Below are 22,320 nucleotides of genomic sequence, written 5' to 3'. Positions count from 1 at the left end.
ATCGAACCTCCGGTGGGGAACTGTGACCAGTTGACGCGCAGGGCTGTGAACCCGTCGTGGAATTGCGTGATGGGCGTGTGCGCATGAGCCTGCCAGCCACCCTCGATGGCCCCTGGCGCTTCGGTCCGGTGACGGTCTGGCGGCGCCCGCATGTGCCGGGCCAGCGTGGTGAACCGCAGGCGCGGCAGGTGCTGGCGCAGGCATTGGGCGCCGACCCGCAGACGCTGCCGCTGGTCCGTGATGACAAGGGCCGGCCGGAACTGAGCGGCCCGTTGGCCCACTACGGCACCGGCTGGAGCCACAGCGGCGAGGTGCTGCTGGTGGCGCTGGGCGAAGGCGTGCGGCTGGGCGTGGACCTGGAGCTGCTGCGGCCGCGACCGCGCCTGCTGGAAATCGTGCGGCGCTTCTTCCACCCGCAGGAGGTGGCCTGGCTGGAACGCCTGGATGAGGCCGGGCGCGAGCACTGGTTCTTCCGCGTGTGGTGCGTCAAGGAGGCTATCCTCAAGGCGCATGGGCAGGGCATCTCGTTCGGCCTGCACCGCCTGCAGCTGGCGCCCGGGCCCGATGGCGCCCTGCACCTGCGCTGGTGCGACCCGGAACTGGGCGAGGCCGCGCGCTGGCACCTGCACGAGTGGCAGGCCAGCGGCCAGTTCCGCGCCGCATTGGCCTGGTATCCACACTGAAGCGGGGAATCGGCGCGCAAAACCGGCGATAATGCCGGCATGAGCGAACACCCACTTCCCGCCAGCGTGTCTGCCACGCTGGAACAGGGCCTGGCCAGCATGGGCCTGGACGCCGCGCTGGCGCCGCCGTTGCTGCGCTACCTGGCCCTGCTGCACCGCTGGAACGGCACCTACAACCTCACCGCCATCCGCGACCCGCAGGAGATGGTCACCCGCCACCTGCTCGACTCGCTGGCGATGCAGCCGTTCGTGGCCGACGGCAGCCTGGCCGACCTTGGCACCGGCCCCGGGCTGCCCGGCATCCCGCTGGCGATCGCCTGCCCGGGCCTGCAGGTCACCCTGGTCGAGAGCAACGGCAAGAAGGCGCGCTTCATGCGCGAAGCCGTGCGCCAGCTCGGCCTGGGCAACGCCCGCGTGGCCGAGTCGCGCGCCGAGGCGCTGGACGAGGCCGGCCGCTACGACCAGCTGACCGCGCGCGCGATGGACACCCTGGCCGGCATCGTCCGCGTCGGTGGCCACCTGCTGCGCCCCGGCGGCGTACTGCTGGCCATGAAGGGCGTCTACCCGCATGAGGAGATCGCGGACCTGCCGGCGGGCTGGCAGGTGCGCGAGGTGACCCCGTTGAGCGTGCCCGGCCTGGCCGGCGAACGCCACCTGGTCGCTGTTACAGGCCCCTGATTCCCGCCGCCAGCCCCTTGTGGAACAACGGGTTGGCGATCCACGATTTCCGCAAGGGGCCGGTTGTACGCATAATGACCGGTCCCAGCACACGTCGACGAGGCACACCCGCATGGCCCGCATCATCGCCATCGCCAACCAGAAGGGTGGCGTCGGCAAGACCACGACCGCCGTCAACCTGGCCGCTTCCCTGGCCAACGCACCCAAGCGCGTGCTGTTGGTCGACCTGGATTCGCAGGGCAACGCGACCATGGGCAGTGGCGTGGACAAACGCGAGCTGGCCGCCTCCACCTGTGACCTGCTGCTCGGCGAGAACAGCGCTGCCGATGTACGCGTGCAGACTGCCGAGGGTTACGACCTGCTGCCCGGCAATATCGACCTGACCGCCGCCGAGATCCAGCTGATGGGCCAGAGCGAGCGCGAGCAGCGCCTGAAGCGCGCGCTGGCGCCGATCCGCGACGAGTACGACTACATCCTGATCGACTGCCCGCCGGCGCTGTCGCTGCTGACGCTCAACGCGCTGGCCGCCGCCGACTCGGTGATCGTGCCGATGCAGTGCGAGTACTACGCGCTGGAAGGCCTGAGCGCGCTGGTGGAAACCATCGAAGCGCTGCGCACCAGCCTGAACCCGGCGCTGGAGATCGAAGGCGTGCTGCGCACCATGTTCGACGTGCGCAACAACCTGGCCAACGCAGTGTCGGCCGAGCTCACCGAGCACTTCGGCGACCGCGTGTTCCGCACCATCGTGCCGCGCAACGTGCGCCTGGCCGAGGCACCCAGCCATGGCCAGAGCATCGTCGGCTACGACCGCGCCTCGCGCGGTGGCGTGGCCTACCTGGGCCTGGCCGGCGAGATCATCCGCCGCAACAACGAACGCAACAAGGCCGGCAAGGCCGTGGAGATCGTCTGATGACCAGCAGCAAGCCGGCAGCCAAGAAGCGAGGCCTCGGCCGTGGCCTGGATGCGCTGTTGGGCCCGAAAGGCGCGGTCAGCCAGGTGCAGGCCACCACCGCGGTGATCGAGCCGCTGCCGGGTGAAGTGCTGCGCAAGTTGCCGGTCGGCCAGCTGCAGCCGGGCAAGTACCAGCCGCGCCGCGAGATGGACGAGGGCAAGCTGTCCGAGCTGGCCGACTCGATCAAGTCGCAGGGCGTGATCCAGCCGATCCTGGTGCGCCAGCTGCCGGCAGGCAACTACGAAATCGTCGCCGGTGAACGCCGTTGGCGCGCATCGCAGCTGGCCGGCCTGGACGAAGTGCCGGTGGTGGTGCGCGAGCTGGAAGACCGCACCGTCATCGCGATGGCGCTGATCGAGAACATCCAGCGCGAAGACCTCAACCCGCTGGAAGAAGCCGAGGCGCTGCAGCGCCTGATCAGCGAGTTCACCCTGACCCATGCCGAGGCCGCCGAGGCCGTCGGCCGCTCGCGCGCGGCGGTGTCCAACCTGCTGCGCCTGCTGGAGCTGCCGGTGGCGATCCGCCTGCTGCTGGAAACCCGCCGCCTGGAAATGGGCCACGCCCGCGCGCTGCTGACCCTGGCTCCCGAGCTGGCCGGCAAGCTGGCCCAGGAAGCAGCCGATGAAGGCTGGTCGGTGCGCGAGGTCGAGCGCCGTGCGCAGGCCTTCGCCGCCGGCAAGGTGCCGAGCAACCGCCCGGCGGCCACGCCGAAGGTGCAGCAGGCCGACATCGCCTCGCTGGAAACCGAACTGTCCGAAGCATTGGGCGCCAAGGTGGCGATCAATCATGGCCGCGGTGGCAAGGGCAAGCTGATCATCCACTACACCGACCTGGATACCCTGGACGGCGTGCTGGAAAAGCTGCGCACGCGCCAGGGCTGAGCCCGGCGCAGTGACAGGGGGCGCGGCCCGTTCCTGCCGTGTCCCGCCAATGACAGGGAACGTACCGCCGCGCGCGCCGTGGGAATGCACTGCCTTCCGGTCCGTGGCCTCATCCAGGGAGCAGGACATGAGCAACGAATACGAGGACGTCAGCCCGGACGGCACCCAGATACTGGTACATCGCCGCGAAAAGGACTTCGTGCTCGCCACCGGCGAAGAACGCCACATCGAGGCGATCAGCGCCCACCTCGAACGCCATCTGGGCCCGGTGTCCGGTGTCTTCCACGAGATCATCTCCGACCTGGTGCACATCGACGTGCACGTGGTGCCGGCCAATGACCACTGCCCTTACCTGCGCCTGGTCACCTCCGGCATGAGCGACCTGCCGATGACCGTGCCCGCCGAGGTGGACGCGGACGTGCCGCGCTACATGGAACTGATGGTGACCCTGCCGGCGGACTGGCCCATCTCCCAGGACGCCTTCGAGGACGAGCGCAATTACTGGCCGGTGCGCCTGCTGAAGGGCATGGCGCGGTTGCCGCACGAGTACGACACCTGGCTGGGCTTCGGCCACACCATTCCCAACGGCCATCCCAGCGAGCCCTATGCGCCGGGCGTGGGCTTCGACGGCGCCATCGTGCTGCCGCCGGTAACCACCCCGGAGGACTTTGCCATGCTGGAACTGGACGACGGCAAGACCATCAGCTTCATGAGCCTGGTCCCGCTGTACCCCGAAGAGATGGACCTGAAGCTGAGGAAGGGCGCCGAGGCGCTGCTCGACCGCTTCGACGCGAAGAAGATCCAGGATGTAATCGAACCCGGCCGCACCAACGTGGCGAAGAAGCGTTTCGGTTTGTTCTGAGACCGGTAACATCAGGGGCCTGAACTTCGTTTCCAGGCCCCTGCCATGACCATCCTGCTCACCGGCGCTGCCGGCTTCATCGGTGCCTACACCGCCCGCGCACTGCTGGAGGCCGGCCAGGCCGTGGTCGGCCTGGACAACTTCAACGATTACTACGACCCGCAGATCAAGCGCGACCGCGTGGCCGCGCTGTGCCCGTCGCTGGACCTGCGCGCGCTGGACCTGACCGACCGCGAGGGCCTGGCTGCGCTGTTCGATGAAGTGCAGCCGACGGCGGTGATCCATCTGGCCGCCCAGGCCGGCGTGCGCTATTCGCTGGAAAACCCGCACGCCTACGTCGACAGCAACCTGGTCGGCTTCGTCAACATGCTCGAACTGTGCCGCCACCGTGGCGTGCAGCACCTGGTGTATGCCTCCAGCAGCTCGGTCTACGGCGATTCGGCCACGCCGCCGTTCTCCGAGGACCAGCGCGTAGACCAGCCGCGTTCGCTGTACGCGGCGACCAAGGCGGCCAATGAGCTGATGGCCCATACCTACGCGCAGCTGTACGGCCTGCATGCCACCGGCCTGCGCTTCTTCACCGTGTATGGCCCGTGGGGCCGGCCGGACATGGCACCGCTGCTGTTCTCCCGCGCGGTGCTGGCCGGGCGGCCGATCGACGTGTTCAACGAGGGCCGCATGCAGCGCGATTTCACACATGTCTCCGACATTGTGTCCGGTATCCTCGGCGCCCTCGCGCATCCGGCCGACGGCCCGGTGCCGCACCGGGTGTTCAACCTCGGCAACCATACGCCGGTCGAGCTGGAGCGCTTCATCAGCGTGATCGAGCAGGCCGCCGGCCGCCCCGCGCAGAAGGTGTACAAGCCCATGCAGCCCGGCGACATGGTGCGCACGATGGCCGATACCCGGCGCGCACATGACGCTTTCGGCTTCGATGCGGTGACCCCGATCGAAGAAGGCCTGCCGCCTGTGGTGCAGTGGTGCCGCGAGTATTTTGGCGATCGCGCCTGAGGATGGATCCTCACGCCGCGGGGTTCATCTTCGGATAACCTCGGCAGCGGAGAATGCGCGGTCTTTGTCCCCCCTTTGGCCGAGTGCCTTATGAGCCAACCCGAGCTTTCCGTTGTCGTCCCGGTATTCAACGAGCGCGACAATGTCGCCCCGCTGGTCGCCGAAATCACCGCCGCGCTGCGTGGCCGGCTGCCGTTCGAAATCGTCTACATCGACGATCACTCGCGCGATGACACCCTGGCGGTGCTGCAGGGACTGAAGGCGACCACCCCGGAACTGCGCGTGCTGCACCATGTGAACCAGAGCGGGCAGAGCACCGCGGTGCGCACCGGCGTCAAGCACGCGCGCGCGCCGTGGATCGCGACCCTGGATGGCGATGGCCAGAACGATCCGGCCGATATCCCCAAGCTGCTCGCCGCACGCGACGCCGCCGAGGCGCAGGTGAAGCTGTTCGCCGGCTGGCGCGTCAACCGCCAGGACAGCGGCAGCAAGCGCTGGGCCAGCAAATGGGCCAACGCCATCCGTGCACGCATGCTGCGCGACGATACGCCCGATACCGGCTGCGGCATCAAGCTGTTCGAACGCAGCGCGTTCCTCGACCTGCCGTACTTCGACCACATGCACCGCTATCTGCCGGCGCTGATGCAGCGCGCCGGCTGGAAGACCACCAGCGTGCCGGTCAACCACCGCCACCGTACCGCTGGCGTGTCCAAGTACAACAACCTCGGCCGCGCGCTGGTCGGCATCCGCGACCTGCGTGGCGTGGCCTGGCTGATCACCCGCAGCAAGCGCACCGCGGTGGAGGAGCGCTGATGGATCTGGAGCTGCATTGGCTCGACCAGCCGCTGACCTGGCTGTACTGGACCGGCCTGCACGTGACCGGCTGGAAGCTGATCGGCTATACCGGCGCGCTGATGTTCGGCGGCCGCTGGCTGGTCCAGTTCGTCGCGTCCAAGCGCGCCGGCAAGCCGGTGATCCCGCGCCTGTTCTGGTACATGAGCGTGCTCGGCAGCCTGATGACGCTGAGCTACTTCCTGTTCTCGGCCAAGCAGGACTCGGTGGGCGTGCTGCAGAACCTGTTCCCGGCGTTCACCGCGCTGTACAGCCTGCACCTGGACATCAAGCACCGCGGCTGGAAGCGCGACAAGGCCAGCCACTGAGGCCCCGGGGGTCGGATCCCTTTTCATGGGAAAGGGCTCTGACCCCGTCCGGATCACCCCGTCCGGATCCGCGGCGCATCCACGCATGACGTGGGTCTACTGCGTACCTGGCTACCGGGGCCCCGGTCTGCTGCGCAGGCAGGACCTTCGTCCCATGCCACGGGCGATGGGCGGTGCCATGATCGGGGTCTGCCTTCCCGGGAACCTGTGCTCGTGAAAACCCGTCTTGCCGTTGCCCTGCTGATCGCCCTGTCCGCCCCCGCCGTGGCCCTGGCCGCGCCGCCCGCCACCGCCGCACCGTCCGGCGTGGCCACTGAATCGCCCGCCGACGCCGCCTTCCGCGCGCTGTACGAGAAGGAATGGAAGTGGCGCCAGCAGGGCGGTGGCGAGGCCAGCGAGGACGAGGACGCCCCGGCCAACGCCACCCGCATGCCCGACGTCGGCCCGGCCGCGCAGCAGGCGCGCCTGAAGGTGTGGGATGAGACCCTGGCCGCGCTGAAGAAGATCGACCCGAAGACCCTGTCGGCCGACAACCAGGTCAACTACGCGATCTACCACGACCAGGTGTTCAACCTGGCCGAAGAGACGCGCCTGCGCGGCTACGAGATGCCGTTCAACGCCGATTCCTCGTTCTGGTCCAACCTGTCCTTCATGGCCCGGCGCGAGATGAAGACCGTGCAGGACTACCAGAACTACATCGCACGCCTGAATGATGTACCGCGCTACTTCGGCCAGCAGACCGAGAACATGCGCGCCGGCCTGAAGCGTGGTTTCAGCGTGCCGCGCGCGGTGCTCGATGGCCGCGAAGTGTCCATCGCCACCGTCGCCGAGCTGAAGGACCCGACCGAATCGCCGCTGTACGCGCCGTTCAAGAAGCTGCCCACCACCATCCCGACCGCCGAGCAGGCCAGGCTGCAGGCGCAGGCGCGCGCGGCGATCAGCGGCAAGGTGGTGCCGGCGTTCCAGCAGCTGCGCACCTTCTTCGTCAACGAGTACGTGCCACAGGCGCGCACCACCCTGGCCGCCGAAGCGATGCCCGATGGCAAGGCGTACTACCGGCAGCAGATCCACGAATACACCACGCTGGACCTGTCGCCGGACGAGATCCACCGCATCGGCCTGGGCGAGGTCGAGCGCATCCAGAAGGAAATGAACGACATCATCAAGCAGGTGAAGTTCAAGGGCAGCTTCGCCGAGTTCCTGGCCTTCCTGCGTACCGATCCGCAGTTCTATGCAAAGACGCCGGAAGAGCTGCTGTCGCGTGCCGCGTGGATCTCCAAGCGGGCGGACGGCCAGCTGGGCAAGTACATGACGTTGCCGCGCGCGCGCTTCACCATCGTGCCGGTGCCGCCGGACATCGCACCGTTCTGGACGGCCGGCCGCGGTGGCATGGGCACCTACTGGCTCAACACCTACAACCTGCCGTCGCGCCCGCTGTACAACCTGCCGGCGCTGACCCTGCATGAATCCGATCCGGGCCACTCGCTGCAGGGCGCGATCGCCGCCGAGCAGAAGAACCTGCCGGAGTTCCGCCGCAACGCCTACATCTCCGCCTATGGCGAAGGCTGGGCGCTGTACTGCGAGAAACTGGGCGTGGAGATGGGCATCTACGAAACCCCGTACGAGGATTTCGGCCGCCTGACCTACGAGATGTGGCGTGCCGCGCGCCTGGTGATCGACACCGGCGTGCACAGCAAGGGCTGGACCCGCGAGCAGGCGTTGGCCTACCTGCGTGACCACACCGCGCTGAGCGAGCATGAAGTGACCACCGAGGTGGACCGCTACATCTCCTGGCCTGGCCAGGCGCTGAGCTACAAGCTGGGCGAGATCGCCATCGTGCGCCTGCGTGCGCAGGCCGAGAAGGAGCTGGGCGACAAGTTCGACATCAAGGGCTTCCACGACACCCTGCTCAAGCAGGGCTCGGTGCCGCTGCCGGTGTTGGAACAGCAGATCCAGGCCTACATCGCCGAGCGCAAGAAGGCCTGACCGTGCAAGGGTAGTGCCGGCCGCTGGCCGGCAACCCGACCCGGTCACGGGGTCGGATCCCTTTCCTGTGGAAAGGGCTCCGACCCCCTCTCGCCTCACCCCACCGGCCGCGGCTTGGCCACCCGTGCTGCGAAGGTCGGCAGCACCAGCAGGGTCAGCACGGTGGCGGTGATCAGGCCACCGATCACCACCGTGGCCAGCGGCTTCTGCACCTCCGCACCGGAACCGCTGGCAATCGCCATCGGGATGAAGCCGACGATCGCCACCAGCGCCGTGGTCAGCACCGCGCGGATGCGGCTGGAGGCACCGTTGATTGCTGCCTGCAGCGGCAGGTCGCCGGCGTCCAGGCGTTCGCGGATCGCCTGCATCAGCACCAGGCCGTTCAACGTGGCCACGCCGGAGACGGCGATGAAGCCAACTGCCGCCGATACCGAGAATGGCATGCCTCGCAGCAGCAGCGCGAGGATGCCACCGACCAGCGCCAACGGCACGCAGCTGAACACCAGAATGGCTTCCTTGCCGCTGCGCAGGGCCATGAACAGCAGGCTGCCGATCAGCAGGAACACCACCGGCACCACGGTTGCCAACCGCTTCTCCGCGCGCTGCAGGTTCTCGAACTGACCGCCCCAGGTCAGGTAGGCGCCCGGCGGCAGCGCCACGTCGGCCACCGCGGCCTGCGCCTCGCCGACGAAGCCGCCCAGATCGCGACCGCGCACGTTGGCCTGCACCACCACGCGGCGGCTGCCGTTGTTGCGGCTGATCTGGTTCGGCCCTTCGCTCACGGTAATGCGCGCCACCGACGACAACGGAATCACGAGCCCCGATGGCGTGGCGATCGGCAGCGAGGCCAGCTGGTCCGGATCGTTGCGCGAGGCATCGTCCAGGCGCACCACCACGTTGAAGCGGCGGTCGCCTTCGAAGATCTTGCCGGCCGTGGTACCGCCGATGCCGGTGGACAGCGCATCACTCACATCTGCAGCGCTCAACCCGTACTGTGCCGCCGCCACGTGGTCGATCGCCACGTTGAGCGTGGGCAGGCCGGAGATCTGTTCTACCCGCACGTCGGCCGCGCCATCCACCGCACGCAGCTTCAACGCCACCTGGTCGGCCACCTTCTGCAGCTGGCTGAAGTCATCACCGAAGATCATTACGGCCAGGTCGGTACGCACGCCGGAAATCAGTTCGTTGAAGCGCAGCTCGATCGGCTGGCTGAACTCGAAGCTGTTGCCCAGCTGCTGCCCGGCCAGTTTCTCGAAGCGCGCCACCAGTGCGTCCTTGGCCAGCGTCGGATCGGGCCAGTCCTTGCGTGGCTTCAACACGATCACGCTGTCGGAAATGTTGGTCGGCATCGGGTCGATCGCCGCCTCGGCGGTACCGGTGCGCGAGAACACGGTTTCCACTTCCGGCTGCTTGGCAATCGCCTTTTCCAGCGCCAGCTGCATTGCCAGTGACTGCTCCAGCGAGGTCGATGGCACGCGCAGGGCCTGCATCGCCACGTTGCCTTCATCCAGGGTCGGCATGAACTCGCGGCCCAGCAGCGAGAACGCGCCGATGCCCACCACCACCATCATCACCGCACCGGCCAGCACCGTGCGCGGATGTGCCACGGCCTTGCGCACCACCGGTTCGATGCGCGCACGCAGCACGCGGATCAGCCTGGTTTCGTGCTCGCCGTCGTCCGCGTGCGCATCGCCGTCCTTCACCTTGGGCTCGCGCACCAGCAGCGCGGCCATCGCCGGCACGAAGGTGAAGGAAAACAGGAAGGCACCGACCAGGGCCAGCATGAACGTGGCCGCCATCGGGTGGAACGTCTTGCCCTCCACGCCCTCCAGCGTGAGGATCGGCGCGAACACCAGCAGGATGATCAGCTGGCCGAAGGCCGCAGGGCGCGCCATCTTAATGGCCGAATCGGCGGCTACGCGCAGGCGTTCCATCGCGGTCAGCGCACGGCCCAGTTCGGCGCGGCGCTGGCCCAGCATCAGCAGTGTCGACTCGACCACGATCACCGCACCGTCCACCAGGATGCCGAAGTCCAGCGCACCCAGGCTCATCAGGTTGCCACTGATGCCGAAGCGGTTCATGCCGATCACTGCGAACAGGAACGACAGCGGAATCACCAGCGCGGTGATCGTTGCCGCACGCAGGTTGCCCAGCAGCAGGAACAGCACCACCACCACCAGCAGCGCGCCCTCGGTGAGGTTCCTGGCGACGGTCTTGATGGTGGAATTGACCAGCACGCTGCGGTCCAGCACCGGTGCCGCCACGATGTCGGCCGGCAGTGACTTGTTTACCTGTTCCAGGCGCGCGGCCGCTGCCTGGGCCACGGTGCGGCTGTTGCCACCGGCAATCATCAGCGCGGTGCCCAGCACGGCTTCATGGCCGTTGCGGCTGGCCGCACCCAGCCGCGGCGCGCGGCTCAGTTCCACCGTGGCCACATCGGCTACGCGTACCACCACGCCATTGCGGGTCGCCACCGGGGCCTGTGCCAGGTCGTCGGTGGTCAGCGCCAGGCCGTCGGCACGTACCACCAGGCCCTCGCCGGCACGCTGTACGAAGCCGGCACCGGCCTGCACGTTGGAACGCTGCAGCGCAGTGACCAGGTCGGCCAGGCCGAGGCCATGCGCGGCCAGTCTGGCGCTGTCCGGATGCACGCCGTATTCCTTCACGTAGCCGCCGACCGTATCGACGCCGGCCAGCCCCGGGCTGGAACGCATCTGCGGCGCGATGATCCAGTCCTGCACGGTGCGCAGGTAGGTCGCACGTTCTTCGGGCGTACGCAGCAGGTTGCCTTCCGGTGTGCGGTAGACCTCGCCGGCCTGCCAGCCCGCTTCATCGGGTTTGGCCAGTTTGGCCGGATCGAACGCGGTGAAGTCCACCGTCCACATCAGCACCTCGCCAAGGCCGGTGGTGACCGGCGACAGCATCGGTGATGCACCATCGGGCAGGTCTTCCGATGCCTCGCGCATGCGTTCGGCCACCTGCTGGCGGGCGAAGTAGATGTCGGTGGCATCGGTGAAGATCGCGGTGACCTGCGAGAAACCATTGCGCGACAGCGAACGCGTGGTGGTCAGGCCGGGGATGCCGGCCAGCGCGGTTTCCAGCGGGTAGGTCACCTGCCGCTCGATCTGCTCCGGTGTCAGCGCCGGTGCCACCGTGTTGATCTGTACCTGACGGTTGGTGATGTCCGGCACCGCGTCGATCGGCAGCTTGCCCAGCTGGAACAGGCCCACCGCGGCGATCAGTGCGGCCATGAACACCACCAGCCAGCGGTGGCGCACCGCTGTTTCAATGATCAGCTTGAACATGGTCGCCTCCTCAGTGGCCGTGCTCGGCTTCGCCCTTGGCCAGCTCGGCCTTGAGCAGGAAGGCATTGGCACCGACGATGCGCTCGCTGCCGGTCAGCCCAGCGAGGATCTCGATGCGGTCACCGGCACGGCGCCCGGCCAGCACCGGCTGCGCCTTGAAGCCACCTTCGACGGCGACAAACACCGCGCTGCTGCCATCAACGTTCTGCACTGCATCGGCCGGGACGCTGAGCGAACCGTCCTGGCCTTCGGTGACCACCACGGCCGAGACCGGCGAACCGGCCGGCGGCAGCGACGCATCCACCGGGGTGGCGCGGATCACCGCGACGCCGCCCTGCTGGCGCACATCGGCGGCCGAACCGGTGACGGTGGCGGTGAAGCTGCCACCCGGCACGCTCACTTCCAGCGTCATGCCGGGCGTGACCTGTGCGGCCAGCGCCGGCGGTGCGGTGAACACCAGCTCGTTCATTGTCGGGTCGGCGACATCGGCGACTGCACTGCCGGCGGCGACTACACCGCCCGGAGTGACCTGCACGTTGCCGACGATGCCGGCCACCGGGCTGGTGATGCGCACGCGGCCACTGGCATCGGGCGCACCGTTGGCAGCGGCCTGGGCCTGCGCGGCAGCGGCCTGGGCCTGTGCTGCCAGCGACCGTGCGCGCGAGGCTTCCATCTCCTGGCGGGCGACCACGCCCTGGTCGACCAGCGCCTTGTCGCGACCATAGGCCAAGCGCGCGGCCTCGGCTTCGGCCGAGGCGGCCAGCGCATTGGCGCGGAACACCGCCGCTTCGCCGCTGACCACGATCGCCAGTGCCTGGTTCTGCTTCACCGCGGTGCCCGGTGCGACCAGCACGCGTTCGACGCGGCCGGTCACGGTCGACGCCACCGAGGCGCGTGCACCGACCGACGGTTCGACCCGGCCGGACAGGCGCGTGGAGCTACCGCCACCACGACCGACCGCGACCACTTCGATACCGGACGCCTTGATCTGCTCAGGAGTCAGCTGCACGACACCCTCATCGCCATCGGCGGGCGCCTTTGCGGATTCGGCCTTGGCCGCCTTGCTGTCGGCGGCATGGCCGTGGCCATCGTCGGTGCCGGCCTTGGCCGCAGCCGGGTCTTCATTGGCAGGTGTCTGCGCGTTGCCAGCGCAGCCGGCCAGCAGCGCGGCCAGCAGCACGCCGCCGATCAGCGGGAAAGTACGGGAGAGCGTCATGGGACCTCCACAAAAGGTGCGCGCCCTTCAAGGCGGGCAAGATCGATTTCCGCGGCGACGCGCGACAGGCGCGCATCCACGGCGGTGCCGCGGGCGGCGATGAGGGCGCTGCGCGTGCTGCGCAGTTCCAGCTGCGAGATGCGCCCGGCGTCGAAGCCGATGCGGGCCAGGCGATACGCCTCTTCGGCGGCGACCACGCTTTCATCGGCGGCGCGGGTACGGCTGCCGGCGGCCTTCAAACCGGCCACCGCGGAGAGGCGTGCCGCCTCGCTGTCGCGGCGCCGCTGGTCCAGGCGTGCCTCGGCCGCGCGCTGGTCGGCATTGGCGGCGCGTATGCCCCCGCGGTTGCGGTCGAACAGCGGGATGCTGAGGCTGACCCCGAGGTTGTAGGCGCGCTCGCCCCCCTCGCGGAAGCGGGTCTGCGCGGCAGTGACGCTCAGGTCGGGCAGGGCGCGCTTGCGCTCCACGTCGACCAGCTTGCCCGCCGCATCCGCTTCGGCTTCGGCGATGCGCACCGCCAGCGCGGTATCGGTGGCACCGCGTGGCAACGGCGGCGCGCGGTCGAGCAGGCTGTCGCCGATCGACTGCACCGGCGCATCCAGCAGCGCGGCACCGGCCAGGCGGGCCAGCGCGGCATCGCGGAAGGCCTGCGCCTCATCCAGCGCGGCGCTGGCGTTGGCGACTTCGCTCTGCGCCTGCACGGCGCGCAGCTGCGGCTCGCGGCCCTGCTTGACCATCGCGTTGACCGCGTTGGCGTCAGCGCGGGTGAGGCTCAGTGCTTCTTCGGCCAGGGTGTAGCGGCGCAGTGCACTTTCCGCCTGTGCATAGACCACCGCCAGCTGGCTGGCCACGTCGCTGCGGCTTTGGGCACCACGCAGGTTGGCGGCCTGTGCCTCGGCACGGGCGGCACGGACACGCGCGCCACGCTGGCCCCAGACCTCCAGCGGCTGGGACAGGGTGAGCACGGTATCGGCCTTGCCCATGCCGCCATAGGAGCCGGTGCCCCAGGCGTTTTCGGCGGAGTAAGAGAGGGAAGGGTTGGGCAACGCACGGGCCTGGTCGGCGCGCGCGTCGGCGGCCTCGGCCAGCGCCGCACCGACGCGGGTGCCGGGCAGCTGGTCCAGGCGTTCAAGCAGGGTGTCGTAGGAAGGGGCGGCTTGCGCCATCACCGATGCCGCCGGGGCCAGGCCCAGCAACACGGCGACGACCCGCCCGGCCGCACGCAGCGGCCGACGTGTCAGGGTCGACATGAAGAATTTCCGGAGGTGAGGGGAACCGAAGCCCGCGAATGCGGGACGCGCTCAACTCACGCCCGGGGAGGACGCGTCAGTTCATCCTGGGCGACCGCATAGGTCGCCGCGTCGCCGGCATTCATCCAGCGCGCCGGAAGCGGCGCACCGAAGGCGGCGAAGGTACTGGCCGGCAGGCTCAGATTGGAGTGGTGGCAGTGGTTGTGGCCACAGGCACCGACGTGCTTGCCGTCGGCATCGCCATCGGCATCCGGTGCGGACTCCACATGCACCGTGCTGGCATGCGGTTCCACCGTGCAGGCCAGCGCGTCGGCCACCGGCACGACCACGAATGCCGCCATCAGCAGCATCAGCAGGGTCGAACGGAGGTGGCGGGTGATCCAGCGCATGGACGGCAGGCTAGCAAGCGGTTTTCGCCGGATACAATATCAATGGACGCTTCGGGAATTCGTCGGAATCTCCCGTTCAGCTGGGCCGGGCGCGGGGTCGGATCCCTTTCCTCCGGAAAGGGCTCTGACCCCACCACATCGTTCGGGTGCGCGCACATGTGCTCTGGTAGGTGTCGACCTTGGTCGACACGCTTTTCGACCCCACCGCGTTGCCGCCAGCGGCCGGCACTACCCGTATCACGGCAGCTTCGCGATCACCTTGATCTCGAACTGGAACCCATACAGCCAGGTCACGCCGATACCGGTCAGGGTCGGGTGCGGCGCCTCGCCCCAATACTCCGGCACGATTGCCCAGGCCTTCTCAAAGTTCTTCTCTGGATCGACCAGGAACACGGTCACGTCGATCACGTCATCGAACGTGCAGCCGGCAGGAGCCAACACCGCATTGAGATTCTCGAAAGCGCGGCGCACCTGCGTTTCGAAGTCTGGCTCGGGCGAGCCGTCCTCACGGCTGCCGACCTGGCCGGATACGAACAGGAAGCCGTTGGAACGGATCGCAGGCGAGTAGCGGTTGCGCTCGTACAGGGCCTGGCGGCCGGCGGGGAAAACGACATCACGCTGTGACATGGGGAAGATCCCGTGGGAGAGAACGCCATCCTCCCCGTCAGCGCTGTCTGGATAAACCGCGATGATCGGCCTAGATTGATTGTCAATTCCAAACAATCATGGCCCGCCATGGACCGTTTCGAGGCGATGCGGGCCTTTGCCCGGGTGGTGGAAACCGGCAGCTTCACCCGCGCCGCGCAGACCCTGCAGATCAGCCGCACCACGGCCACCCAGCTGGTGCAGCAACTGGAGGCACACCTGCGGCTGCGCCTGCTCAACCGCACCACGCGCCGGGTCAGCGTCACCGCCGACGGCGCGGCCTACTACCCGCGCATCGCCCGCCTGCTGGCCGAGCTGGAAGAGGTGGAAGGCGGGCTGGGTGACGCGGCCAGCCAGCCGCGCGGACGCCTGCGCGTGGATGTGCCCGGGCCGTACGCGCGGCTGCGGCTGGTGCCGGCGTTGCCGGATTTCCAGGCGCGCTACCCGGAGATCCAGCTGGACATCGGCGTGAGTGACCGCGAGGTCGATGTCATCGCCGACAACGTCGACTGCGTGATCCGGGGTGGCACCCCGGCCGACCCGGCACTGGTAGCGCGGCCGCTGGCGGCGCTGCCGATCGGCTTCCACGCCAGCCCCGGCTATGTGCAGCGTTTCGGCCTGCCGACCGATCCGCGCGCGCTGCAAGGGCCCGATCACCACATGGTTGGCTTCCTCAGCCCGCGCAGTGGCCGCGCACGCGTGTTCATTGCACAGCGCGGCGATGAACGCGTTGAGGTGCAGGGCCGCTATACGGTCGGCTTCGATGATGGAAACGCCTATCTGGCCGCTGCGTTGGCGGGGTTGGGCGTGGTGGCGCTGCCCAGCTACATGGCCGAGCCGCACGTGGCGCGCGGCGAGCTGTTGCCGGTGTTGCCGGACTGGCAGCTGCCGCCGATGCCGATGCATGTGATGTTCCCGCCGAACCGGCACATGAGCCAGCGGCTGCGGGTGTTCATCGATTGGGTGGTGGAGGCGTTGGGTTGATCGCGCGCGCGCATCTGTAGAGCCGAGCCCACGCTCGGCTGCTTCTGGCATCACCAAGCCCGCGCTACGCGCGCCAGCCGGGCGTGGGCCCGGCTCTACCGGCATGCGAAAATCACTACAGCACGTAACAGGAAACATCGCCACGCATGAGTCGCATCGTCGCACTGGATACCGAAACCACCGGCATCTCCCACCGCCTGGGGCACCGGGTGATCGAAATCGGTGCCGTCGAACTGATCGATGGCCAGCTCACCGGCCGCCAGTTCCACACCTACCTGCAGCCGCAGCGCAGGGTCGACTGGGGTGCACAGCGCGTGCACGGCATCAGTGATGCGATGCTGGTGGGCAAGCCACTGTTTTCCAGCAAGGCCGCCGAACTGCTGGACTTCCTGCGCGGCAGCGAGATGGTCGCGCACAACGCCACCTTCGATGTGGGCTTCCTGGACAACGAGCTGCGTCTGTCCGGTATTCCCGGCACGCTGGCCCAGCATTGCCGCATCACCTGCAGCCTGAAGCTGGCGCGCGGGCGCTGGCCCGGCCAGGGCAACAAGCTCGATGATGTGCTGCAGCGCCTGCGCATTCCCAGCCAGCGCGGCCTGCACGGCGCGCTCAAGGATGCCCATCTGCTGGCGCAGGTGATCCCGCACCTGCGCTGAGGCCTGGCCGCTGTTACACCGGCCGTAACCAGCGCTCGATCATCGCCACGCCACAGGCCACCCCGTCCTCATGGCCCATCGCCACGCCCAGGGCCGCCGCGCGTGCGCGTGTTGCGTCGGTTTCAACGAAGGTGATGGCTGCCGCCAGCGTTGCTGCATCCAGTCGCTTCGGTGACAACGGTGCCGGTGCCACGCCCAACCGATACAGGCGATCGGCCCAGAAGAACTGATCCGCGGCGAACGGCATCACCAGCGAGGGAATGCCGGCGCGGCAGGCCGAATGCGTGGTGCCGCTGCCACCATGGTGGATGGCGAGTGCGCAATGCGGGAACAGTGCTTCGTGTGGCGTCGGGCCGAGCACGAACACATCTGCTGGCAGCGCACCCGTCGGCAATCCGGCCCACCCTGGAAACAGCAGCACCCGGCGCGGTGCCAGCGCCTGCAGCAGGGCCGGCAGCACGCGCTCGCGATCGAATCCGGTCATGCTGCCAAAGCCCAGATAGACCGGCGGCGGCCCGGCATCGAGGAAGGCCTGCAGATCGGCTGGCGGCGTCCAGGGCGCATCAGGAAGCCGCCATTGGCCACAGGCGATGTGGTCGACCGGCCAGTCCGCCGGTGGCGGCAGCAGCTGCGGCGAGATGCCATAGAGCATCGGCAGGCCGGACCACAGCGCGCGACGCGGCGATTGCCCCAGTTGCTGGCGTGCCGCGTTGATCGGCCGACGGAACTGGCGCCAGATCAGGCCGTTGACCCACCCGTAACTGGCCCGGTTCAACCAGCCCGGCGAGCGTCCGGGCGGCAGGAACGGAGAGCGGAAGGCCCGCGTCGGGGTCAGCGGAATCATGCCGGTGCCGATGACCGGCAGACCCCGACGTTCGCCCACGCTCATGCCGACAAGGGCCGCCAGTCCGCCGGTCAGAATCGCATCGCAGCCTTCGGCGGCGGCATCGGCCTGGCGCATCCAGCCGCTGACATGCTGCAGCGCCATCCGTGCCAGACCGGTACTGGCGGCGGCAACACCGTTGCCCCGCGAGACAAGGGCGACCACTTCGTCATGGATGTCACCCTCAAGGGCCGCGTGGGGCACATCCAGGGCCTGCGCGCTGCCCAGGGTGCCGCCATCGGCCAGCAGTGTCACCGCGTGGCCTGCGCTGATCAGCCCATGGCAGAGCATGGCCAGCGGACGCGTATCGCCTTCGGTTCCGTAGGTCAGGGCCAGCAGCCGCATGGAAAGCTCCGCAGTGATCCGGGCCAGTATGCCGGTTGGCGAAGTCCCCCCGCCCCGCCGGTCCAGTCCCCGCCTGTGGGTAACTTGCGCAAGTGTTTGAACCCGTGCATAATGCGCGGCTCGCTGTGTCCGGTTTTCTACCGGGCGGCGCCCCCGGGAGCACGTCCCCGGCCGCCCAACGCCAGCGTAACCCTTTGATTCTCTTGACGTGTGGTGGGCAACCATCGAGGCCGCCGTCGCCCGGGCTACGGGCTGACAACTACTACTATCGAGGTGCGCAATGTCCCGCGTATGCCAGGTTTCCGGCAAGCGAGTGCAGACGGGTAACAACGTCTCGCACGCCAACAACAAGACCCGTCGTCGTTTCCTGCCGAATCTGCACGAGCGCCGTTTCTGGGTGGCCAGCGAGAACCGCTGGGTCAAGCTTCGTGTTTCCGCGCATGCACTGCGCACCATCGACAAGAACGGCATCGATTCCGTTCTGGCTGAGCTGCGTGCGCGCGGCGAAAAGGTCTGAGGAGTAAAGCATCATGGCAGGCAAGCGCGATAAGGTCCGTATGATTTCCTCGGCCGGTACCGGCCACTTCTACACGACCGACAAGAACAAGAAGAACACCCCGGGGAAGATGGAATTCCTGAAGTACGATCCGGTCGTGCGCAAGCACGTCCTGTACAAGGAAGGCAAGATCAAGTAATCCGCAAGGATTGCTGGTCCCCGCGAAGAAACCCGCCCTTGTGGCGGGTTTTTTCATGCCTGGCGTGCAGACTTCGGTAGCGGCCGACCTTGGTCGGCACTGCCGCACTCCCTGCGCACGCTGTCGCCAATGGCACCCTGCCTGAGGTGAAGGGCCGAATGCGATAAGTGATTGTTCCTACCGGTTCTGCCGCCTCGCGCGGTTCAAATCGATTGGAACGACGGGCCCCGCCGTGCCCATGATGGCTGGCCGCTGCGGTTGCAGTGGTCGGGCTTGCAATCCCGTCGAATCGGTAGCCAGTAAACTCGCCCGCCGTTGCCGGAAAGCTCCGCCGACGGCGGGCGACCCATCTGCCTCTATGGCGGACGGTGCGTGGGGGCCTCGCGCCCGCCGGTTTGGTGGCTACCGTTCCCGGTATTGCAACCACGCATCGTCCGCCACCTTCACGGTGGCCAGATCCGTTGAAGGAGGTTGCATGAACACCCCATCACACCGGCAGGACCTGGAACTGGGCTGGCTGCGCCTGCAGCGCATGCTGCAAGGCATCGAGGGCATGGCGCTGCTGCTGTGCGACCACCATCTGGCACTGGCCAACGGCGCGCCGTCGCCGCTGCCCGAGGCGCAGCTGGAGCGGGCCGCACAGGCGATCGCCTGCATGGCGCTCAACGGCCGCCGCCATGCCGACACGGTGCGGCAGCTGTGCGAGGTGCCGGTGCGGCATTGATCCATCCTGTAGAGCCGAGCCCACGCTCGGCTGCTGTGCGGTCGGACCGGAAGGCCGTCGAGCGCGGCTCGACTCCACAAGGGCCGGTGGGCAGAATGGCCCATCACCTCCCGACGGGCGACACGATGCTGTTCGAGTGGTTGCTGGGTTCGTACCTGCTGCTGATCGACTGGCTGATCCGGCTGGTTGCACTGTGCTGGATCCCCACCCGCACCACGCCGGGGGCGGCGCGTAGCTGGCTGCTGCTGGTCGGCTTCGTGCCGCTGCTGGGCCTGCCGCTGTACCTGCTGTTCGGCCACCCATGGCTGTCGCGCGAGCGCATCCGCCGCCAGGCCGAGGCCTCGCAGGTCATCCGCGAGGAACAGGCGCTGCAGCATCGCCTGCGCTGGACACCGCAGCCGGACACCGCCAGCGCCGAGATCGTGCCGCTGGTGCAGCGCCAGGGCGACTTCATGCCGGTGCACGGCAACGCCGTCGATCTGCTGACCGACTACGACGAATCACTGCACACGCTGATCGCCGACATCGACCAGGCCGAAGACCGCGTGCACCTGCTGTACTACCTGATGTTCGACGACGCGGTGGGCGAGGCGATCGTCGAGGCCCTGCAGCGTGCGGCTGCACGTGGCGTGCAGTGCCGCGTGCTGCTCGACGCGGTGGGCGCCAAGCGCGGCCTGCGTGCCTATCGCAAGCGCCTGCAGGCGCGCGACATCGAAGTGCGCGCGATGCTGCCCGGTGGCCTGCGCTGGCGCCGCAGCGGGCGCATGGACCTGCGCAACCATCGCAAGATCGCGGTGATCGACAACGAAGTGGCCTATGTCGGTTCGCAGAACCTGGCCGGCCCGCAGTTCGTGCCTGGCCACCCGAACCGCGAGCTGGTGGCGCGCGTGCGCGGCCCGGCGGTGGCGCATCTGGAAGCGGTGTTCGCCAGCGACTGGTACATGGAAACCGGCCAGCGCCTGGACGTGATCGCCGATGTGCCCGAGTGCAGCGACGACATCGCCACCCAGTTGCTGCCCAGCGGCCCCGCCTATCCCTACAGCAACGCACGCGATGCGGTGGCGGCGCTGATCCACCTGGCGCGGCGCCGGCTGGTGATGGTCACCCCGTATTTCGTGCCCGACGAAGCCACGCTCAGCGCCTTGCGCATTGCGGCCTTGTCCGGCGTGCAGGTGCAGCTGATCCTCTCGGCCAGCAACAACCAGCGGCTGACGTCGTGGGCGCAGGAGGCCTACTACGACGAGCTGCTGCGCTGTGGCGTGCGCATCGCGCTGTACGAGCCGCAGTTCCTGCACGCCAAGCACATGAGCGTGGACGAGGACATCGCCGTGCTCGGCTCGATCAACATGGATATCCGCTCGTTCGCACTGAATGCCGAAATCGGCCTGGTCTGCTACGACCGTGCGCTGGTGCAGCAGCTGTGCGCGATCGAGGATGGCTACCTGCGCGAGTCGCGGCAGCTGGACCTGCAGCAGTGGCGCAGCCGTCCCACGTGGCGGCGCAGCCGCGAAGGCATCGCACGGCTGGCCGATGCGTTGATGTGAAACGGCGGCAACCGCCCGCTTCGGCAATCCGGCCCGTCATCGCCGATGGCCTACAATCGGCGCATGACTGATTCACCGCGTAATGGCGAACTGGACCTGGCAATCATCGGTGGTGGTGCGGCCGGGGTGCTGGTGGCGATCCAGGTGTTGCGCCAGGCCCAGGCGCCGCTGGCGCTGGCCATCTTCGAACCGGCTTCGCAGCTGGCGCAGGGCATCGCCTATGCCACGCCGTGGCCGGAGCACCTGCTGAACGTGCCGGCGGCGAAGATGAGTGCGTTTGCCGACCAGCCCGGCGATTTCCTCGACTACCTGATGGCCGCCAACGCCTACCCGGGCGAGGCGCGCGAGGTGCTGGGCGAGCGTTACGTGTGCCGCCACTACTTTGCAGCGTACCTGCAGCGGCGCCTGCAGGAGGCCGCCGCGGCCAGCCCGGCACAGCTGCAGGTGATCGCGCAGCCGGTACTGGGCCTGCAGCCGGATGACCACGGCTACCAGCTGGCACTCGGCGATGGCCAGACGCTGCACGCCGCACAGGCAGTGCTCGCCACCGGCAACAGCATGCGGCCGCTGCCGGTAGCCGGTGCCGAGGCACTGCCCGCCGATGACGTGATCGAGGCCTGGGACTACGACGGCATACGCACCCTGGCCGGTGAGCAGGCCGTGGCCATCGTCGGCTCCGGCCTGAGCATGGCCGACACCGTGCTGGCGCTGGTTGCAGCCGGCCACACCGGCCCGCTGCACGTGATCTCGCGCCATGGCCTGCTGCCGTTGCCGCATGCGCATGGCGGCCCGCCCTCGTTCGACCCGGCTGCGCTGCTGCCGATGAGCCTGCGCCAGCGCCTGCGCGCGTTGCGCGGGTTCGCGCGCCAGGCGCAGGCCGATGGCCTGCCGTGGCAGGGGGTGATGGACCGCATCCGTCCGCACGGGCAGGCACTGTGGTGCAGCCTCGACGCGGCCGACCAGCGCCGCTTCCTGCGCCATGTGGTGCGCTACTGGGACGTGCATCGCCACCGCATCGCCGAAGAGGTCGACGCACAGCTGCAGGCGCTGATCGAAAGCGGCCAACTGCGTATTCACCGGTCCCGCCTGCAACGCGTCGGCCGCGAAGGCGATGCCCTGCGGCTGTCGGGCCGCGATGCCACCGGCAATGATCAGCAGTGGACGATCAGCGGGGTGATCAACGCCACCGGCGTGGAAACCCGCGCCAGCGCGCTGCGCAATCCCTTGCTGCAGCAGCTGCAGAGCGATGGCCTGGCCCGCCCCGGCCCGCACGGGCTGGGTCTGGACAGCACGGTGCCGGGCGACCGCCTGCGTGCCGCCGGTGGCCAGCCGCAGGCGCGGCTGGGCGTACTCGGCAGCCTGCGCATCGGCAGCCTGTGGGAAAGCCTGGCGGTGCCTGAACTGCGTCAGCAGGCGCAGGCACTGGCCACCCAGGTGGTCGCAGGAGCCGCGACGGCGATGCCGTAAAATG

22 protein-coding genes are annotated in these 22,320 nt (G+C 68.3%); 16 read left to right on the top strand and 6 right to left on the bottom strand.

Annotated features, from left to right (window positions below; all coding sequences use genetic code 11):
• Positions 1 to 83 precede the first annotated feature (83 nt).
• From AC5P8R_RS17325 to AC5P8R_RS17285, 9 genes are all read left to right on the top strand, one after another.
• Positions 84 to 683: a 4'-phosphopantetheinyl transferase family protein gene (locus AC5P8R_RS17325; protein ID WP_046433275.1), complete on the top strand. Its 600-nt coding sequence runs from the start codon at positions 84 to 86 to the stop codon at positions 681 to 683.
• A 39-nt stretch (positions 684 to 722) separates the two neighbouring features.
• Complete coding sequence (gene rsmG / locus AC5P8R_RS17320) at positions 723 to 1,361, top strand: 16S rRNA (guanine(527)-N(7))-methyltransferase RsmG (RefSeq protein ID WP_495223665.1); 639 nt, start codon at positions 723 to 725, stop codon at positions 1,359 to 1,361.
• A 112-nt stretch (positions 1,362 to 1,473) separates the two neighbouring features.
• Positions 1,474 to 2,271 carry a ParA family protein gene (locus AC5P8R_RS17315; RefSeq protein ID WP_014648884.1) on the top strand — a complete coding sequence of 266 codons (798 nt, stop codon included), beginning with the start codon at positions 1,474 to 1,476 and terminating at the stop codon, positions 2,269 to 2,271.
• Positions 2,271 to 3,194: a ParB/RepB/Spo0J family partition protein gene (locus AC5P8R_RS17310; protein WP_014648883.1), complete on the top strand. Its 924-nt coding sequence runs from the start codon at positions 2,271 to 2,273 to the stop codon at positions 3,192 to 3,194. The genes AC5P8R_RS17315 and AC5P8R_RS17310 overlap by 1 nt, the downstream gene beginning before the upstream one ends.
• Before the next feature lie 127 nt (positions 3,195 to 3,321).
• Positions 3,322 to 4,056 (top strand): suppressor of fused domain protein, encoded by a 735-nt coding sequence (locus AC5P8R_RS17305; protein ID WP_262087746.1) that lies wholly within the window; start codon positions 3,322 to 3,324, stop codon positions 4,054 to 4,056.
• 45 nt (positions 4,057 to 4,101) lie between these two features.
• Positions 4,102 to 5,067 (top strand): NAD-dependent epimerase/dehydratase family protein, encoded by a 966-nt coding sequence (locus AC5P8R_RS17300; RefSeq protein WP_053494542.1) that lies wholly within the window; start codon positions 4,102 to 4,104, stop codon positions 5,065 to 5,067.
• 90 nt (positions 5,068 to 5,157) lie between these two features.
• Positions 5,158 to 5,880, top strand: coding sequence for a glycosyltransferase family 2 protein (locus AC5P8R_RS17295; RefSeq protein ID WP_005420380.1), 723 nt, complete (start codon positions 5,158 to 5,160; stop codon positions 5,878 to 5,880).
• Positions 5,880 to 6,227, top strand: coding sequence for a lipid-A-disaccharide synthase N-terminal domain-containing protein (locus AC5P8R_RS17290; RefSeq protein ID WP_014648879.1), 348 nt, complete (start codon positions 5,880 to 5,882; stop codon positions 6,225 to 6,227). The genes AC5P8R_RS17295 and AC5P8R_RS17290 overlap by 1 nt, the downstream gene beginning before the upstream one ends.
• Positions 6,228 to 6,440: 213 nt before the next feature.
• Complete coding sequence (locus AC5P8R_RS17285) at positions 6,441 to 8,213, top strand: DUF885 domain-containing protein (RefSeq protein ID WP_495223664.1); 1,773 nt, start codon at positions 6,441 to 6,443, stop codon at positions 8,211 to 8,213.
• 95 nt (positions 8,214 to 8,308) lie between these two features.
• Here the strand turns inward: AC5P8R_RS17285 and AC5P8R_RS17280 are convergent, their stop codons facing one another.
• From AC5P8R_RS17280 to AC5P8R_RS17260, 5 genes are all read right to left on the bottom strand, one after another.
• Entirely contained in the window at positions 8,309 to 11,518 is a 3,210-nt protein-coding gene (locus AC5P8R_RS17280; RefSeq protein ID WP_049442091.1) for an efflux RND transporter permease subunit, read from the bottom strand.
• Between the two features lie 10 nt (positions 11,519 to 11,528).
• Positions 11,529 to 12,734, bottom strand: a complete 1,206-nt coding sequence (locus AC5P8R_RS17275) for an efflux RND transporter periplasmic adaptor subunit (RefSeq protein ID WP_014648876.1) — start codon at positions 12,732 to 12,734, stop codon at positions 11,529 to 11,531.
• Positions 12,731 to 13,984 (bottom strand): TolC family protein, encoded by a 1,254-nt coding sequence (locus AC5P8R_RS17270; RefSeq protein WP_014648875.1) that lies wholly within the window; start codon positions 13,982 to 13,984, stop codon positions 12,731 to 12,733. The genes AC5P8R_RS17275 and AC5P8R_RS17270 overlap by 4 nt, the downstream gene beginning before the upstream one ends.
• 56 nt (positions 13,985 to 14,040) lie before the next feature.
• Complete coding sequence (locus AC5P8R_RS17265) at positions 14,041 to 14,373, bottom strand: hypothetical protein (protein WP_014648874.1); 333 nt, start codon at positions 14,371 to 14,373, stop codon at positions 14,041 to 14,043.
• 237 nt (positions 14,374 to 14,610) lie between these two features.
• Complete coding sequence (locus tag AC5P8R_RS17260; protein WP_495223663.1) at positions 14,611 to 15,000, bottom strand: RidA family protein; 390 nt, start codon at positions 14,998 to 15,000, stop codon at positions 14,611 to 14,613.
• Between the two features lie 108 nt (positions 15,001 to 15,108).
• Here AC5P8R_RS17260 and AC5P8R_RS17255 point away from each other — a divergent pair, with 108 nt between their 5' ends.
• Together AC5P8R_RS17255 and dnaQ are read left to right on the top strand one after the other, a co-directional pair.
• Positions 15,109 to 16,002 carry a LysR family transcriptional regulator gene (locus AC5P8R_RS17255; protein ID WP_046433244.1) on the top strand — a complete coding sequence of 298 codons (894 nt, stop codon included), beginning with the start codon at positions 15,109 to 15,111 and terminating at the stop codon, positions 16,000 to 16,002.
• 146 nt (positions 16,003 to 16,148) lie between these two features.
• Positions 16,149 to 16,658 carry a DNA polymerase III subunit epsilon gene (gene dnaQ / locus AC5P8R_RS17250; protein ID WP_014648871.1) on the top strand — a complete coding sequence of 170 codons (510 nt, stop codon included), beginning with the start codon at positions 16,149 to 16,151 and terminating at the stop codon, positions 16,656 to 16,658.
• A gap of 13 nt (positions 16,659 to 16,671) precedes the next feature.
• On the opposite strand, the gene AC5P8R_RS17245 is transcribed toward dnaQ, so the two are convergent.
• Positions 16,672 to 17,886 carry a glycosyltransferase gene (locus tag AC5P8R_RS17245; RefSeq protein ID WP_049442086.1) on the bottom strand — a complete coding sequence of 405 codons (1,215 nt, stop codon included), beginning with the start codon at positions 17,884 to 17,886 and terminating at the stop codon, positions 16,672 to 16,674.
• A gap of 280 nt (positions 17,887 to 18,166) precedes the next feature.
• Here AC5P8R_RS17245 and rpmB point away from each other — a divergent pair, with 280 nt between their 5' ends.
• The 5 genes from rpmB to AC5P8R_RS17220 all read left to right on the top strand — a co-directional run bounded on the left by rpmB (position 18,167) and on the right by AC5P8R_RS17220 (position 22,316).
• Complete coding sequence (rpmB, locus tag AC5P8R_RS17240; RefSeq protein ID WP_005411638.1) at positions 18,167 to 18,403, top strand: 50S ribosomal protein L28; 237 nt, start codon at positions 18,167 to 18,169, stop codon at positions 18,401 to 18,403.
• A gap of 10 nt (positions 18,404 to 18,413) precedes the next feature.
• Positions 18,414 to 18,581, top strand: coding sequence for a 50S ribosomal protein L33 (gene rpmG, locus AC5P8R_RS17235; protein ID WP_169411268.1), 168 nt, complete (start codon positions 18,414 to 18,416; stop codon positions 18,579 to 18,581).
• Between the two features lie 475 nt (positions 18,582 to 19,056).
• Positions 19,057 to 19,305, top strand: coding sequence for a hypothetical protein (locus AC5P8R_RS17230; protein ID WP_049442085.1), 249 nt, complete (start codon positions 19,057 to 19,059; stop codon positions 19,303 to 19,305).
• A gap of 125 nt (positions 19,306 to 19,430) precedes the next feature.
• Positions 19,431 to 20,849: a cardiolipin synthase gene (gene cls, locus AC5P8R_RS17225; RefSeq protein WP_014648869.1), complete on the top strand. Its 1,419-nt coding sequence runs from the start codon at positions 19,431 to 19,433 to the stop codon at positions 20,847 to 20,849.
• Between the two features lie 45 nt (positions 20,850 to 20,894).
• Entirely contained in the window at positions 20,895 to 22,316 is a 1,422-nt protein-coding gene (locus AC5P8R_RS17220; protein WP_329890437.1) for an FAD/NAD(P)-binding protein, read from the top strand.
• The last annotated feature ends 4 nt before the right edge of the window (positions 22,317 to 22,320 follow it).

It is taken from the genome of Stenotrophomonas sp. YJH_SMC_73, assembly GCF_059370155.1.
Note: the sequence above shows the minus strand (reverse complement) of the source record. Positions and strands in the feature narration are given on the sequence as shown.